General features: G+C 29.6%; 12 protein-coding genes and 1 pseudogene. 1 reads left to right on the top strand and 12 read right to left on the bottom strand.

The genetic code is table 11. The annotated features are described in order from the left end of the window. Positions 1-22: 22 nt before the first annotated feature. Positions 23-919, bottom strand: coding sequence for a LysR family transcriptional regulator (locus tag Q3223_RS12310; RefSeq protein WP_054268970.1), 897 nt, complete (start codon positions 917-919; stop codon positions 23-25). 120 nt (positions 920-1,039) lie between these two features. Between Q3223_RS12310 and Q3223_RS12305 the strand changes: the two genes are divergently transcribed. Continuing rightward, complete coding sequence (locus Q3223_RS12305) at positions 1,040-2,362, top strand: MATE family efflux transporter (protein WP_407812049.1); 1,323 nt, start codon at positions 1,040-1,042, stop codon at positions 2,360-2,362. Positions 2,363-2,426: 64 nt separating this feature from the next. On the opposite strand, the gene Q3223_RS12300 is transcribed toward Q3223_RS12305, so the two are convergent. From Q3223_RS12300 to Q3223_RS12250, 11 genes and pseudogenes are all read right to left on the bottom strand, one after another. Beyond that, on the bottom strand, positions 2,427-2,783 hold the full coding sequence (locus tag Q3223_RS12300; RefSeq protein ID WP_219673834.1) for a VOC family protein: 357 nt from the start codon (positions 2,781-2,783) through the stop codon (positions 2,427-2,429). A gap of 191 nt (positions 2,784-2,974) precedes the next feature. Further along, positions 2,975-5,119 (bottom strand): annotated as a pseudogene (gene vanT / locus Q3223_RS12295) (serine racemase VanT catalytic subunit). 16 nt (positions 5,120-5,135) lie between these two features. Next, a complete protein-coding gene (locus Q3223_RS12290; RefSeq protein WP_407812048.1) occupies positions 5,136-5,939 on the bottom strand; it encodes a M15 family metallopeptidase in 804 nt (267 codons plus the stop codon). Continuing rightward, positions 5,932-6,981, bottom strand: coding sequence for a D-alanine--D-serine ligase VanG (gene vanG / locus Q3223_RS12285; protein ID WP_407812047.1), 1,050 nt, complete (start codon positions 6,979-6,981; stop codon positions 5,932-5,934). The genes Q3223_RS12290 and vanG overlap by 8 nt, the downstream gene beginning before the upstream one ends. A gap of 148 nt (positions 6,982-7,129) precedes the next feature. Further along, positions 7,130-8,197 carry a vancomycin resistance histidine kinase VanS gene (gene vanS, locus Q3223_RS12280; protein WP_243194173.1) on the bottom strand — a complete coding sequence of 356 codons (1,068 nt, stop codon included), beginning with the start codon at positions 8,195-8,197 and terminating at the stop codon, positions 7,130-7,132. A 64-nt stretch (positions 8,198-8,261) separates the two neighbouring features. Next, positions 8,262-8,963 carry a VanR-ABDEGLN family response regulator transcription factor gene (vanR, locus tag Q3223_RS12275; RefSeq protein ID WP_054268963.1) on the bottom strand — a complete coding sequence of 234 codons (702 nt, stop codon included), beginning with the start codon at positions 8,961-8,963 and terminating at the stop codon, positions 8,262-8,264. An 830-nt stretch (positions 8,964-9,793) separates the two neighbouring features. Next, positions 9,794-11,215 carry a Na+/H+ antiporter NhaC gene (gene nhaC, locus Q3223_RS12270; protein ID WP_054268962.1) on the bottom strand — a complete coding sequence of 474 codons (1,422 nt, stop codon included), beginning with the start codon at positions 11,213-11,215 and terminating at the stop codon, positions 9,794-9,796. Positions 11,216-11,244: 29 nt separating this feature from the next. Beyond that, positions 11,245-12,309: an ornithine racemase Orr gene (gene orr, locus Q3223_RS12265; protein WP_054275769.1), complete on the bottom strand. Its 1,065-nt coding sequence runs from the start codon at positions 12,307-12,309 to the stop codon at positions 11,245-11,247. Next, on the bottom strand, positions 12,294-13,703 hold the full coding sequence (locus tag Q3223_RS12260; RefSeq protein WP_074179984.1) for a GlmL-related ornithine degradation protein: 1,410 nt from the start codon (positions 13,701-13,703) through the stop codon (positions 12,294-12,296). Before Q3223_RS12260 ends, orr begins: the two co-directional genes overlap by 16 nt. Further along, on the bottom strand, positions 13,703-15,907 hold the full coding sequence (oraE, locus tag Q3223_RS12255; protein WP_054275767.1) for a D-ornithine 4,5-aminomutase subunit OraE: 2,205 nt from the start codon (positions 15,905-15,907) through the stop codon (positions 13,703-13,705). The genes Q3223_RS12260 and oraE overlap by 1 nt, the downstream gene beginning before the upstream one ends. Further along, entirely contained in the window at positions 15,901-16,275 is a 375-nt protein-coding gene (locus tag Q3223_RS12250) for an ornithine aminomutase subunit alpha (protein ID WP_021382945.1), read from the bottom strand. Before Q3223_RS12250 ends, oraE begins: the two co-directional genes overlap by 7 nt. Between the last annotated feature and the right edge of the window lie 58 nt (positions 16,276-16,333).

The following is a 16,333-nucleotide window of genomic DNA, read 5'->3' as shown; positions in this document are numbered from 1 at the left end:
GTTCAAGATTTTATTATAACTTTTACTTTTTAATTAAAGACTCTAACCCTTTAATTTTCAATAATTTTTCATTTAGTAAATCTAAAAAATTATTTATTATTTCTTTCTTACTAGATTCCTTAATTAAGTAATAAATAAATCTATCTGGAGGTGCATCTTTTATATAATGTATTTCGATATTTGATATTTCTTTAAGATGGTATGCTACTGACACTGGCACAATAGCCCACACATTTTCTTGCCTCATAAAGTACTCCAAAAGTGACATCTGGTCTAGAAATACTTTAGGTTGAAGAGTTGAACGAAACCAAAAATTGTGCCATAAATCATATTCAGGATTCCACGGAAGCCTTATCTCATCAGCAACATCTAAGATAGAAGGATGTAACTCACTTTTATATTTTGAACCATAACTTGTTACTAGTAACATAGCTTCTTTAAATATTGGTATTGTCTCTATATTATTAAAAAACATATCATCAGAAATAAGTGCTATATCTACTTCTCCCTTTGAAATGTAATCATATGCTTCATAAGAATGATAATTGTAAAAATTTATATTATATTCTGGATATGTGTTCATAAAGCATGAAAATACATCTGGAAGTATATATGAACTTACACTCCCTATAGAGGATATGTTTAGAATTTTACTTCTATCCATTTTAGTTATAGACTTGGCTTCTTGTAAAAGAATTTTATATTTTTCTGCAATTGGTACAAATGCTTTTCCCTCTTCTGTCAACTCTGATATTCGTATACCTTTTTTTCTTCTAATTAACTTGTATCCTAGTTCTGTTTCTAATGCATTTATTCTTCTACTTAATGCTGGCTGAGTAACATACAAACTTTCAGCAGCAGCAGAAATACTACCTAACTTTATAACAGTCAAAAATGCTTGTATCTCAAGTTCTGTCATAACCTTACCTCAATTCATAATATAAATATTTATTTATATTATATGGCTAAAAACGGCATTTTACAATTATTTGATATGACTGTAAACTAATTATATCTTAAAATTTAACGAGGTGCTATTATGAAATATACAACTAACTTAACAGAGGGAAATATAAAAAGAGAATTGTTTATACTTATGTTACCATTGCTTTTAGGAAATATACTTCAACAACTTTACAATACTATTGATGCTATTATAGTTGGTAGATTTGTAAGCCAAACTGCCTTTGCTGCTGTAGGTGTAGCAGGTACTATTATGAATCTTTTTATATTTATATTAAGTGGTAGTTGCACAGGTATTTCAATTATCTTTGCACATTTTTATGGTGCCAATGACTTGTCTTCATTTAGAAGAGAATCTTTTTTAGCAACTATTTTTGGAGCTACATTGACTTTTGTATTAAGTATATGCTCAATATTTATACTATCTCCACTATTAAACATAATTAATACTCCACATGAGGTTGCAAGTATAGCAAAATCTTACTTAAATATTATTTTTTGTGGACTCATTGCAACATATTTTTATAATCTGTTATCAGCAACTTTGAGAGCTGTTGGTAATACCAAATCGGCCCTTATTATCTTAATGTTTTCAATGATAATGAATACTGTTTTAGATTTAGTTTTTGTTGCAGTATGTAATTTTGGAATTCAAGGAGCAGCCTTTGCAACCGTATTATCACAGACACTCGCATCACTTCTTTGTTTCGTTTATATAAGAAAAAATATCTCATTTCTTTTATTTAAAAGAGAGGATATGAAATTTGAATGGAAATTATTAAAATTAACTATCTCTTATAGTCTAATCTCTGCTCTCCACCAATCTAGTCTGTATATTGGAAAACTACTAGTACAAGGTGCTGTAAATATAATGGGAACAGATATGATTACATCATATACTGCTACAACAAGAATTGAAGGGTTTGCTAATTCTTTTGGAGATAGTGGAGCTGAGGCCATATCTATATTTGTTGCACAAAATACTGGAAATAAGGACAGAAAAAGAGCAAAGCAAGGATTTTATACAGGATTGATTATTCTGGTGTGTCTAGGAATTGGATTATCTTTAATAATGTACTTTTTTTCAGAAACTACTATTGGACTTATGATGAGCAATACAAATAATGACATTATGATAAATGGTGTAGAATATATGAAAACTATTTCTATTTTTTATGTCTTATGTTTTATAGGAAGCGCCTTTGTTGGTTGGTACCGAGGAAGTGGTAAAGTAAACATCCCTGTAATTGGAACTATCTTACATATATCAATTCGTGTAATTCTTTCTTATTTGCTTATTCAAAGATTTGGTCTAAAGTCTGTAGCATTTGCTACTGGAATAGGTTGGGTTTCTGTTGTATTATTTCAATACATTGTTTTCTATATGTCAAAAGAATAAAAAGGTGAACACTATACAAAGTTCACCTTTATGTAATAATCTTCTATTCTATTTTTAACTAATCTTATTTTGTATGTTGAACATACTCTACAATTGTGCCATCTGGATGTTTTACTGTCATATTATATCCTGTAGGAACTTTTTTCTTATCTCTTACCACAACTGCTCCATTCTTTAATAGATAACTTCTCCATTCATCAACAGAGTCAACCATAAAAGTAGATTTTGTTTCTATAAATGGTTTGAGAGCATCATCAGAACCAGATAATAGTAAGACATTTCCTACCTGTGCTAGTTCCAATCCAACTTCTTTATAAGAAAAACGTAGAGAACATTTTTCTTTTAAAACATTCTCATAAAAAGATATTGCTTTCTCTATATCTTGAATATAAAAACGTGTTAATATATCATATATTTCCATGTGTTTCCCCCTGTATCTACTTCTCTTATTTATCCTAAATTATATCACTCTATAAATTGTATAACAATAAGTTAAATATTATATCTTGAACATATTAAGTACAGTATATTATTGATTTTTATTCAATCGAATATTACAAATTATATGAACTATAAAACTATACTCAGAGATAAACTAATCTATGTATCTTATTACCTATTTACGAATTTTAATCTAGCTCCCATTCTACTTAATAATTCATTTGCTATGCTTCCTGAAACATCTGCAACTTCAGAGGCAGATAGTTCAGATAAGTCATCTTTTCCAATTAATGTTGCTATACTGCCAACTTCTACACTAGGAATATCTGTAATATCAATAAGAAGTTGGTCCATACAAACTCGTCCTATTATTGGTGCCAAGTATCCATTTATTATTACATTACCTCTTCCACAGGATAGATTTCTAGGTAAACCATCAGCATAACCTATAGATAATACTGCAATTATACTATCTTTATTTGCAATAAAAGTTCTTCCATATCCTACGCTTTCACCATTTTGTATTTTTCTGATAAGAGTAACCTGTGATTTTAAAGATAAAACAGGACGTAAATCAAGCTGTAGTTTAGTTGTATCGTTTGGAGAACTTAGTACTCCATATAGCGCAATTCCAATTCTTGCATAATCACACTTAAGTTCAGGATAATTTAAAAATCCATAGCTACTTTGAATATGTATTTTAGGAATTTTTATCTCCCTTTTTGATAGCAAATCAATTAACTTATAAAAACATTCAATTTGTCTATTTGTAAAGTCTATGTCTTCGTCTACCATACTATCAGAAACACACAAGTGTGTAAATATACCGTGGATATCTAAGTATTTTAATTCAAATACTTGCAAAATTGACATAATATCATTAGCATCAAAACCAAGTCGGTGCATGCCTGTATCAATTTTGATATGTGATTTTATATAGTACTCCTGCTCATTTAAGCAGATAGCATGATTAAGGTCGACAATACTCTGTATAAGATTATATTTATGAAGCTCCTTAGCTCTTATTGGATTGGTATATCCAAGAATTAATATATCTCCTGATATTCCATAACGTCGTAGTTCAATAGCTTCATCTATTGTTGCCACTGCAAATGATTTTACACCCATTTGATTTATATGAGTTGCTACTTCAAAGGCTCTATGACCATACGCATTAGCCTTCATAACTGCCATCAATTCGCAATCTTGTGGCATAGCTTTTTGTAATACTTTCACATTATGTTCCAAATTATTTAAATCAACTTCAATCCAAGCTCTGTTGGTATTTACATTTCAAGTCTTTCTATATTTTCCTTTTTTCCCTTTTATGTTAAGAATCAATATAATTATTATAGAAGTTATAAAAGACGCTATACTTACCACTATATAATGAATAAGACTGTTATTAACTAATGTTGTTTGTAGTCCAAGTATCTTAGAGAACATACGAATAATAACAATCATCATAGGATGTATAATGTAAATAATTAATGATGATGTTCGTAAAAATTTAACTCTATGTCCCTTCAAAAATGTTAAAGTTGTAAATAAGAAATACATACATGGCAGTAACATAATATACATACTATCATGACGCTGTACACCTAGATTGTGTAAAATAATACCTTCACAAAACATAAGTGCAAATGATATAAGAAATCCAATTATACTCTTTTTAGGCGATATACTAGCAGATTTATCAGCTATTATACTACCAAGTATGAAAAATACAGGAGCAAAAAACAATCCATTTCGTGTATAATCTGACACTTCAAAAACATATCCATACAAATTCTTTAATAGTGGTAATTTTTCTAAAAAACCATAATAGCTATCACCAAACATACCAATTATGTAAAATACAATCGCAATTATAAATGACATCTTCATCCCAAATTTTTTTACAAGATAATATGCTATACTTGCACCAATAATTGAAGCAGGTAGATACCATAAATGATATAGAGTTCCATCAAATACAATATCCTTAATAATATTAGGTAATAAATTATCCATAGAAAAATATCCATTATAAATATTTAATGGGATATAAATCAAAATAGCTATACTATATATAAATATCGTATTTTTTAGAAAATTTTTCAGCTTATCATAATTATAATTGTGTCTTGAAATTAGAAAAAATCCTGATAGCATAAAAAAGAATGGCACAGCAACACGAGCAATTATACGAGTCAGTATAAAGTCACCCAATTTACTATATGATAATAATGGTGATGTATGAATTGCGATTATAAGCAATGCTGCTATAATTCTAAAATAATCAAGCCCTGTATAGGATTTATTCTTAATCATTCTCATTCCCCCATTATCATTCATTTTTACTTCTCCAAAGTGTCATAATAAAACCGTCACTATTGTTACCTGATACTTGATAAGCATATTGCTCAGGTATAGAGATTTGTACCTCTTCTTTATTATCAAGAGGTATATAAAAAATCTTTATAACTTTATCATTATCTTCTATCTTCAAACAATCTTTATAAGAGAATCTCTTAATATATTCTATGTATTCTTCAAGAGCTAAATTCATTTCACTAATAATTTCAGAATGTGGATATCCAACATAACGAAAATGCCATGGTTCTTGAGATATTCCTGTTATCTCTTCCTTTTTGCACTGATAACGTTCTATAAAACCATAATGTGGAGCTACTTTACGAAACTCATTACATATACCATCGTAAGGAAATTCTGGACAAATGAAATCTATAACATCTTTCTTAAGCCCTAAGTCAATAGCAAGCCCTGTCTGGTGTTCACTGCAATTTGGAAGAGCTACAAACTTTTCAGTAAACTCTTTTCCATTATCAAAAAGAGAACTCGAATATATATCTTTTTGTTCATCTACAGTACGATAGCCACTTACTGGTATTATTTCATTTGTACTTTCTATATTTTTCAAAATATTTTGTAATGCATTTATAGCTTCACATTTCATAAGAACATTTGGAAACTTTGTATCTACAGGGATTAGCTCCATATCCATAGATATTACAATTGGTAAAGAAGCATTTACAAGAATTAGATTTCCATCATAGATTTTATCTTTAGTTAGTGAAATAGTATTCATCATTTTAGATTCTTTATCTTTAACTAATAAAGTATTATTCATTTATATGCACCTCAATTATTTTGTCTAGGATTTCTTCAAAAGATAATCCAATACCTTTCATCATATTTGGATAACGGCTATGAGAAGTAAATCCAGGAATTGTGTTTACCTCATTAAAAATAATCTCTCCACCTGGAGTCAGAAACATATCTACTCTAGCAAAACCTGAACATCCAAGCGTTTTATAAATAGTTTTCGCTGTATCTTGTATTTTTTTCTCACAATCAGCATTGATTCTAGCTGGCATATGAATTTTTGAACTTTTTAATGTATACTTTTCTGTATAATCAAAAAATCCTTTTGACAATTCTATTTCATCTATTTTTCCAACAAGTAAATCATCACTTCCTAAAACTGCACAACCTACTTCAAAACCATCAATATTTTCCTCGATTATAACTTCATTATCGTGTTCAAGAGCTAGGTCAACTGCTATTTCTAACTCTTCTTTCTTATAAATTTTACTAATCCCAAATGATGAGCCTGCACGAACAGGTTTCACAAATAATGGGTAATTTAAATCTTTTGACAATTTAATTATGTCCGATTTCTCTGAATGTTTTAATAGGATTGATTTTGGTACTTTAACCCCCTCTGCATGGACAAGTTTATGAGACTTATCTTTATCCATGCACAATGCTGAAGAAAGAGTATCACATCCAATAATCTGTATACCTGCTAATTCAAATAATCCTTGTACTGTACCATCTTCTCCATTCTTTCCATGTAATATAGGAAATGCGAAATCAATTTTAGTATATTTATGATAGTCTTCATAGAATTCAATAATGCCATTTTGCACACGATTCTGAGATACAACAATAGGAATTAGATAAGTAGAGTTTTCAAACCAAGTGTCATTTTGGATGTTTTCATAATCTCCAATATAATGATACCAATTCCCATCTCTTGTAATTCCAATTGGCATAATATTATATTTGTCTCTATTTAAATTCTCAAGTACTGCAAAAGATGATTGCAAAGATACATCATATTCTGTTGAATTTCCACCAAATATAACTGCGATTTTTTTCTTATTCATAGTAAATTCTCCTTTGTTATAAAATCTATATTAATTACTATATCAAAATAAAAAGCACTCTTGTTTTGATACAGTAATTATATCAATAACAAGAATGCTTTTTATCTATTTATCCTGAAGGATTTCTCATTTTTTTATACGTAAATTCTTAAGAATTTCTTAAATTAGGAATGATGACTTCAAATACAATCATATTATCCTTACTATGTGCTGTTATTATCCCATGATGAAGCTCAACAATTTCTTTTGATATGGCAAGTCCTAAACCAGCTCCACCATTATTTGAACTACGAGATGTGTCTAATCTATAGAATTGTTCAAAAATACGATTAATTTTTTCTTCTGGTATTGTATTACCACAATTCATAAATTTTATATTTATGTTGTTTCCATCCTGCATAGCTGTTATTTCAATAGTAGTACCTTCATAACTATAATAAACAGCATTGCGCAATAAATTATCAAATACACGTTGCATTTTATTAACATCACATTTTATCATCATATTTGGAGCTATATTCAATATATATTTTAAATTTTTACTTGTTAAAATAGGAGTAAATTCATATGTTAATTGTTCAAGCATACGTGTTAAGTTTATCTCACTGTATTCAAGAATTATATTTGATAGATTAAATCTTGTTATCTCAAAGAATTCATTGATTAAATCCTCAAGACGTTCAGCTTTATCTAATGAAATAGATAGATATTTATCTCGCAGTTCTTCAGAAATCTGATTTTCATCTCGAAGCAATGTTAAATAACCTATAACTGAAGTAAGTGGTGTCTTTAAATCGTGTGCTAGATAAACAATAAGGTCATTCTTACGTTGTTCTGCAATTTGTGTATCAGACTTACGTTGTTCAAGTGTATGTTTAATTGAATTTATCTTCTTTTCCACAGCCGAAAGCTCTGGAGACAAAGTAACTTCTTCAATATCTTCTTTAATAAGTGATTCAATACCCTGATTAATTTCACTAAAATATTTTGTAAACTGATTTAAATAGAATCGGAATATTATAAAAAATACAATCGCAATAGCTATTATTATGAAAATATCCATATTATTACGAAAAATCTGCTGATATAAATTTAAAGCTGCCTTATATTCCATCCGAAAAACATTTTTAAAAAAAGAAACCACCCATTCAGAAAAGTTCCTATATAATATAAAAGAATATAAAATCCAAATAAATATAATTGCTATAAATACCATTACTGCTGTTTTTATAAAAATTTTATTCCTTACTTGAGCAAAGTCAGAAGTCTCTCTAATATTTTTACTTTTCAATTGTATAACCTACTCCCCATACAGTTTTTATAAATTTTGGATTTCTAGAAGGTTCATGTAATTTTTCACGTATACGTCCAATATGAGACATCACTGTATTGTTATTATCGAGATATTTTTCCTCCCATATAGCTTCAAATAATTCTTCAGAAGGAACCACTTTCCCTTGATGTTGACATAAGTACCAAAGAATAGAAAATTCAATTGGTGTTAGTAATATTTCTTTGCCAAACAAACTACATTTATGTGTTTCTTTATTGATAATCAACCCTTTAATATCATATTCATCAATAGTTTTTGTCTTATGTTCAGAAACATCATTATATCGCATATATCGTCTTAGTTGTGTTTTTACTCTTGCAACAACTTCTAAAGGATTAAATGGCTTTGTTATATAGTCATCAGCACCTATAGTTAAACCCATTATTTTATCTATATCTTCAACTTTGGCTGTTAACATGATGATAGGATAGTAATATTTCTCTCGGATTTTTCGACATATATGAAAGCCATCAGTATCTGGAAGCATAATGTCTAAGATAGCCATGTCTAACTTCTTAGATTCAATACATTCTATAGCTTCTTTACCTGTATAAAACTTGTATACTGTAAAACCTTCATTTTTTAAATATACTTCAATTAAGTCAGCTATTTCTTTTTCATCATCTACTATTAAAATATTTTCGTTCATATATTATTTTTCAATCTGCTACTCTTAATTATATTTAATATAGCTACATATTCAATTACTATATAAGATGGCTTGTTTTTCACTATCTCACTTATAGTTTTATTTATATAATAAGTTCTTATATTAGCTGATATTTGATGAAGTTTTTGTACTTTGACTATGTGCTTTTAAATATTTTGACGAGTAACTACTCCTTCTATGTTATTTTTATTTCTTAGTTTAAAATTTTTATATTATCTTGAAAATTTCTTTTGTTATTTTTATTTTCCTTTAAAATTTTTTAACTGTTGATGTTTTGTTGATATTCTTAAATTTACTTCTATTTACAGGTGCATATTTTTGTTAGCTAAAATTTATTTCATTCTTGTTAAAGATATTCTCCATAATATTGGTAAATTCACATTTATGCTAATCACAAATGACTTCTATACATATATTCTTTACAATACTACACTTTCACAAGGTGTTGAAGCTATTATTATAACATAATTTATCTATTATTATCGCACAACATATAGTAACTTTCAACTTTCTGTGTATAGCATACTTCGTTTTGTGTTTCTTTTATTATAAATACTATTTTCAAACTTCTATATTAAAAAACAATATTTTCTATTTAGGCTATCTGGAAAATAATTTTACATAATTATCTCTGCTATCAGCTGTGTATAAACCATAGAAGAAAGCCATAAGCAAATTTATGTAAAAACAAATTCACCTATAGCTTTTTTAACATATAAAATTTATGATACTGTTCACATAGATATTCTGAGAATATTAGAAATAAAAGAATAAATTAATATAAAACTTTGAATTTAAACTTATTAACGTCATACATCAAAATTTAAACAAGTTTCAGGTTCATCTTCTATTTTTGCTATTTTAAACTTACATGCAATTAAAACTAGAGATACCAATGGATTTATAATATTTAATAATGCATATGGACCATATGTTAATGCTGATACACCTAATGTAGCTGTTATATATGCCCCACATGTATTCCATGGCACTAATGGAGAAGTTAAAGTTCCACTATCTTCTAAAGCCCTTGATAACATTTTAGGGTGTATACCTCTTTTTTTATATTCCTTATTATACATTCTTCCTGGTATAACTATAGATAAGTATTGTTCTCCTGCTATTATGTTAGTAACTGTACAAGTTACCATTGTACATAATACTGTTCCAAATACACCCTTCGCTAATCTTAGTAAAGAAGATGCTACCACTTCAAGCATACCTGTTTTTTCTAAAATACCTCCAAGAGACAGAGCGCATATTGTTAAAGATACTGTAGACATCATATTCATAATCCCACCTTTAGACAATAAAGCATCTACTTCTTCTATTTGTGTCGATGAAATATATCCATTTTGTGCCGCATCTAATATTGTCTTCATAGATTCTCCTTGGAAAACTACTGCAAACAGTACTCCTAATACAGCACCTACTATAAGTCCTGGTATAGCAGGGACTTTAAATACAACCAATCCAATTACTATTACTGGAGCTAATAATAATACTGGTGATAAAGTATTAAATGTAGAATCTAATGTAGACCTAATTAGCTCTATCTGTTTTATATCTAATGCTTGACCTGAATACTTCATTCCAATTACACCATAAATTACTAAACAAATTAATAATGATGGTATAGTTGAATATAGCATATATTTTATATGTGTAAACAAGTCTGTTCCTGCCATTGCTGGAGCTAAGTTAGTCGTTTCAGATAAAGGTGATAGTTTATCTCCAAAGTAAGCTCCAGATATTATAGAACCCACTATTAATCCAACTGGCATACCTAAACTTTGACCAATTCCTAAAAGTGCTACACCCACTGTCCCCATTGTACTCCAAGATGAACCAGTTGCAAGAGATACGATTGCACAGACTAGTGTTGATGCCACTAAAAAAATATTTGGTGATAAAATTTTTAGTCCCCAATAAATCATACATGGAACTACTCCACTTACTATCCAAGTTCCTATAAGTACGCCTATTATAATTATAATCAAGATTGCTTGCATTGCCATCTTTATACTATTAAACATACTTAACTCTAAGTCTTTCCATTTAAATCCAAGCCTATATACAGCTACAAGTCCTGCTACTGCTGCAGCTCCTATTAGTGGCACATGAGGTGATGAACCATATACTAATACTCCTAGGCTTAAAAATAATATCAAACAAGTAATTGGTATCATTGCATCAAACAGACTTGCTTTTCTACATTCTCGCTCTTTCATAAAGTAATTTCCTCCTAATTATTTGAACACTACACTATAATTTTTTTTGAAACGTATTCACTTGTACTAGATGACATGATACCTCCATAAGTTAATAAGAATTCCACATTATCACCTACTTTATAATCATGTTTTGTGTTACTTACATCTAATATCATGTGGTCTGAACTTGCTCCTAATATTTTTATATAAGTGTCTATTGGAATTAAAGAGTCAATATTTATATCCTGTTTACCTATAGCTATAATTGCCCTTTTTAAGATTCCTTTATCTTCATAAACAGGTTTTTTTCTAAAAGCATCAACCCCTATTTCTCCAATGGGAACTGATGGTTTTTCCTTACATTCAATTATTTGGCATACCAATTTAAATACATCTTGATATGCTCCATGTATATTTTTACCGTATGCTGTTTCTCTGCCAAGTATAATAGATTCTCCTATTCTTAAATTAGTAATACCCTCTGGCATAGTATTACTTATAATTAGATGCATAGAACTTGAATTTCCTCCAGATACTATTTCTACATTTATACCAAATTCTTCTTCCATCTTTCGTGCTATACTTACTAATCTGCCTGTATTTTCTCTAGATGGTATAACAGCTCCATAACAAGTTAAGTTTGTAGCTATACCAATTATTTTAATATTTTTTAATCTTACTATCTCTCTTACACTATTAAAAAAATCTTCTTCATAAAAGTATCCTTCTCGTAAATCCCCTAGGTCAAACATAAGAACTATCTTATGAATAATATTTTTACTTTTACACAATTCATTTAATTTCTTTATGGTTTCCAGTTCTGAGTTAAGGCTAATATCACAATAATTGATAACTTCTTCTAGTTCACTTATCATGGGTATTCTAATCAGCATTTTAGGCAAATTTATATTTTGTAATTTTTTTAAGTTCTGTATCCTTGAATCTGCTATATGGTCTATTCCTTCACAACATACTGATTCTACTACCTCTTTTTGTGCACAAAATGATTTAGTTACAAAAGATACCTTAATATTTTTTTCATGACACTTCTGTGAAATTATTTTGACATTATGTTTTAACTTTTCTATATCTATTTCTAATCTAGGGTACATAATCTTTCCTCCTTGAAGTTTAAACTTTTTAGTAGGAGCTTAAGAGATGCTTCTTCATATTTTTTAGATAAAACACCCATAGATGCCATAATATAGTCATTATCTATCAATATCTTTGTTTTCTCTTTTGGAAATAGTAATTCTTTATTTTTATTGTATTTAAGCATACTGTTTAATATTTTAATTCTACTAGGGAGCCTAGTAAGCGCTCCCCCTGTACCAACTATATATCTTACTTCTGTTAAATCTTTTCCTTCTGCAATTTTGACTTTTCCAGTTGTTCCATAAATATTTCTTATTTTTCCAGAGTGTCTTAACATAGCTTTGATAACAGCTTCTGTTGTCAGTCTCTCAACAAATAGGATTTCTTCTTTTGATTTTGGTATTGGTGGATAATTATCTATTATTGAATCAATGTCTATAGATAATTCATTTTGTAGGTTTTCTTTACCTATAACTTCTACTATATTTTTCATATTTACATATACACCTAAATCCCCCTCAACACTTCTCTTCGCTACAGGTTCAGGATTAACTAAGATTTTATTGATATAGTCACTTCCATCTGTAACAGAGTGTACATCAGTAGTTGCTCCACCTACATCTAAAGTTAATAAATCTCCAATATTTTTATATAATAATTTAGATGCTTCCATTACAGCGCCTGGTGTTGGAGTAATATTTTCATTAACCATTTTTTTAATATACTTCATTCCTGGTGCTGTAGTTATGTGGTCTTCAAATACACCTTGAATAATTTTTCTTGTAGGCTCTATATTCAATAAATCTATTTTAGGATATACATTTTCTGTTATATATAGCTTATAGTTTGTATCTTCGAATATTAATTTTACTTCATCTTGATTTTCAATATTTCCAGCATATATAACTGGTATATCTAAATTCATAGAAGCTATCATTTCTGCATTATAAATAGCTGTATCTCTTTCTCCATAATCAACTCCACCAGCTATTAAAATTATGTTTGGATTTATTTCTTTTATTTTATTTAAATCAGTTCTTTTAATTCTACCTGATGTTACTTGACGAATAACAGCTCCAGCTCCTAGAGCAGCTTCTTTAGCTGCTTTTACTGTCATATCATATACTAAACCATGTACAGTCATTTTTAACCCACCAGCTGCACTAGAAGTTGCAAACATATCATTATACTTTATATCCTCTACAGATAATTTATTAGCTAAATCCTTAATAGCACCTGACAAGCCATTTCTTACATCTCCACCTTCAAACACTGTTGTTGGAGCTTGACCTTGACCTAAAAATACAGGATTCTCAGTATCAATATTATGGAAAGCATTTACTACAGTGGTAGTACTTCCAATTTCAGCTACCAACACATCTATTTTCAAAGAAATTTTTTTATTTTCCATTACTTATTATTCATTTCTCTTCTTTTTTCAACTAAGAAAGTGGCTACATGAATACCTTTGCTGTTTCTTCCAAATCCAGCATCTATTCCTTGTTCAACGGCTATTTCAGGTGTTACTTGTGTTCCTCCACATGCTATCATTACTTTATCTCTTATACCTTTTTCTACACAATAATCATGTAATTTCTTCATGTTTTTATAGTGAATATCATCATGACTTATTATTGTAGATGCAAGTATTGCATCTGCATTTAGTTCAATTGCTGCATCTACCAATTTTTCTACAGGCACAGAAGTTCCTAGATAATGACATTCTATACCATACTTTTCAATACCACCATGTTTTATATCTATTATTTCCCTTAAACCAACTGAGTGTTCATCTTCTCCAACTGTAGCTGAAACTATTTTCATAGGTCTTTCTTCTATATCAGCTCTTATTTCTTCATCAGTCAGTACTTTAGGCTCTTCTGGTATTACTAAATTGTTTAAATCTATATCGAATGGAACTCTTCCTTTCACTTCTATTCTAGTACCTTCAGATTCATGCATCACTTCTCTACTTATAACTTCAACTTCTTGCAAGTTCATTTTCTTTACAAATTCCAAAGCTGCAAACTCGGCTGTTCTTTTATCAGTAGGTAACATCATAGTTATCATTACAATTCCATCTGCACACCATTCCATTTCAGGCTTGATTTTATCTCCATTTCTGTATTCTTCTGATTCTTTTAGTCTGTTTTCCACATTGTCAAAATCATCAAGCTCATCAATATATATGATTTTATCTGGATTTTCAAATGTGCATCCGTCTATTAATATTGATGGATTATCTATAGCATTTTCATCATACTGAGCTACATTGTTGTATCCAAAGTGAGCAGTTACAGGTGCTAGATAATCTTCTTCTCTTTCATAAACAGTACCTTCTCCAACTCCGCCTTTTATTTTTCTAGATATACCATCACCATTTCTTTCTGGATAATTTCCAGAATCAACGAAAAATCCTTGCTCTACAGACTCAAAATATCCACCAACTTCAAATATTTCTTCCATATATAGTACAGCTCTTTCTTTAAGCTCTCTTGCTTTATCTCTTAATTCACCAACATCTTTAAGTTCTATCATATCCATAAGGCCATCCATACCAATTAAGGCTTGTTTTGCTGTATCACATGCTTCTATGTTGTATATATGCCAAGGTACATTTCTACCTTCATCAGGCGTTATAGTTGATTGTATGTCAGCTCTAGTTAGTACTGATGTTAATAAATTTAATACATGAGTAACTGTTGCTTCTCTAGTTGATGATTCCATATATTTAGTATTCATTTGGGCTCTCATCTTATAATCACTAAATAATTCTCTAAGTGCAACAGCATAAGGTAAGTCTATTCTTAAGCATGGTGCTGGAGGAGCTGTTGGTGGCACTGTTGATAAACATATATTACTTTTATCTATCCCTATTTTCTCAGAGAATATAGAGTTTAAAGCATGTTGAACCATAAGTTCAGGCATTACCTTCCATGCTTCTCTAGCAGTAGCATTAGCATTATGTGCTCCATCTATTTGAGCTATATTCGCAAAAGCCATTATTTTTTTAGCTTCACAAGCATCTACAAAAGACCTTATCATATTTATATTTCTATATAGAACATTGTATTGTGGGTCTTGGTGTGCTCCATTGACTCCTTCTTCAGCAAACATCACTGCTACTTCAGGACCAGCAACACCACTTACATATGAATGGTAATTAATAGGTCTGCCAACTTCTTCTTCTATAAAATCAAGAGCTTTTCTTTGAGCTCTTACTTGTTTTCTTGTTATTGGAACTCCACCTATACCTTGAGGAGTACCTTCTATAAGTCCGTCAAAATGGGATTGCCCAGCAGTTCTAATAACCATTAAATGGTCAGCGCCATGATGAGCTGCCATCCTCATTCTTCTTATATCATCTTCAAATCTACCAGAAGCTATTTCAGTAGTAATAATGGGGCTTGGTTGAGGGTCAATATTATTGAAATATTTAGATGATGGTAACCCTACACTCTTCTTTAAAGGTTTTGTACAGTCTTTATATTCAAAAGGTCCCATTTCAAGATTTTCCAGATGTTCTCTCCAAACCCAACCTCTTCTCTTTGGTTTATATTTATCCAAATCTTTTAATATATAGTCTATATCTAGTTTTTTATTTTCCTTTAACATGATTCTACCCCTTCTCTAAATAAACATGTAACTTCATCCCAGTATTCACCATTAACTAATAATAAACCAGCTTCTCTAACTGTTATATTTTTAGATTTAGCCAACTTATAAACTACATGCCCTGCCCCTTTACCTATAAGACCTCTTTCCATAACACCTTCTAAAATAGGTTTTACTTCAAGAGAAGAAAATCCCATTCTTAACAAAACAGACCTTTCTATTGATGGTGTTGTGTTCTTTTTGCCAAGGTCTATCATTGGCTCTACTATTTGGGTAGCTAAGCTCCAAAACCTTTCTTTTAACTCATCATCACTTAGTTCTTGAAGATGTTTTCTTCTAACTTCAAAATCATCCTCTCTTTTTTTCATGAACATTCCCCCATCCGTATAATTTTAATTGAATTTTCCGACTATTTATTTCGTATTA

The sequence above is a fragment of the Clostridioides sp. GD02367 genome, from assembly GCF_045900275.1.
In the GTDB taxonomy this organism is placed as follows: Bacteria; Bacillota; Clostridia; order Peptostreptococcales; family Peptostreptococcaceae; genus Clostridioides; species Clostridioides difficile_A.
Note: the sequence above shows the minus strand (reverse complement) of the source record. Positions and strands in the feature narration are given on the sequence as shown.

Excerpts from the sequence above, each read along its gene's own strand:
- Q3223_RS12300 (WP_219673834.1), bottom strand. The coding sequence starts at position 2,783 with ATGGAAATATATGATATATTAACACGTTTTTATATTCAAGATATAGAG.
- Q3223_RS12260 (WP_074179984.1), bottom strand. The coding sequence starts at position 13,703 with ATGGAAAATAAAAAAATTTCTTTGAAAATAGATGTGTTGGTAGCTGAA.
- vanR (WP_054268963.1), bottom strand. The coding sequence starts at position 8,963 with ATGAACGAAAATATTTTAATAGTAGATGATGAAAAAGAAATAGCTGAC.
- oraE (WP_054275767.1), bottom strand. The coding sequence starts at position 15,907 with ATGTTAAAGGAAAATAAAAAACTAGATATAGACTATATATTAAAAGAT.
- vanG (WP_407812047.1), bottom strand. The coding sequence starts at position 6,981 with ATGAATAAGAAAAAAATCGCAGTTATATTTGGTGGAAATTCAACAGAA.
- Q3223_RS12290 (WP_407812048.1), bottom strand. The coding sequence starts at position 5,939 with ATGAATAATACTTTATTAGTTAAAGATAAAGAATCTAAAATGATGAAT.
- nhaC (WP_054268962.1), bottom strand. The coding sequence starts at position 11,215 with ATGAAAGAGCGAGAATGTAGAAAAGCAAGTCTGTTTGATGCAATGATA.
- Q3223_RS12305 (WP_407812049.1), top strand. The coding sequence starts at position 1,040 with ATGAAATATACAACTAACTTAACAGAGGGAAATATAAAAAGAGAATTG.
- Q3223_RS12250 (WP_021382945.1), bottom strand. The coding sequence starts at position 16,275 with ATGAAAAAAAGAGAGGATGATTTTGAAGTTAGAAGAAAACATCTTCAA.
- orr (WP_054275769.1), bottom strand. The coding sequence starts at position 12,309 with ATGTACCCTAGATTAGAAATAGATATAGAAAAGTTAAAACATAATGTC.
- Q3223_RS12310 (WP_054268970.1), bottom strand. The coding sequence starts at position 919 with ATGACAGAACTTGAGATACAAGCATTTTTGACTGTTATAAAGTTAGGT.
- vanS (WP_243194173.1), bottom strand. The coding sequence starts at position 8,197 with ATGGTATTTATAGCAATTATATTTATTTGGATTTTATATTCTTTTATA.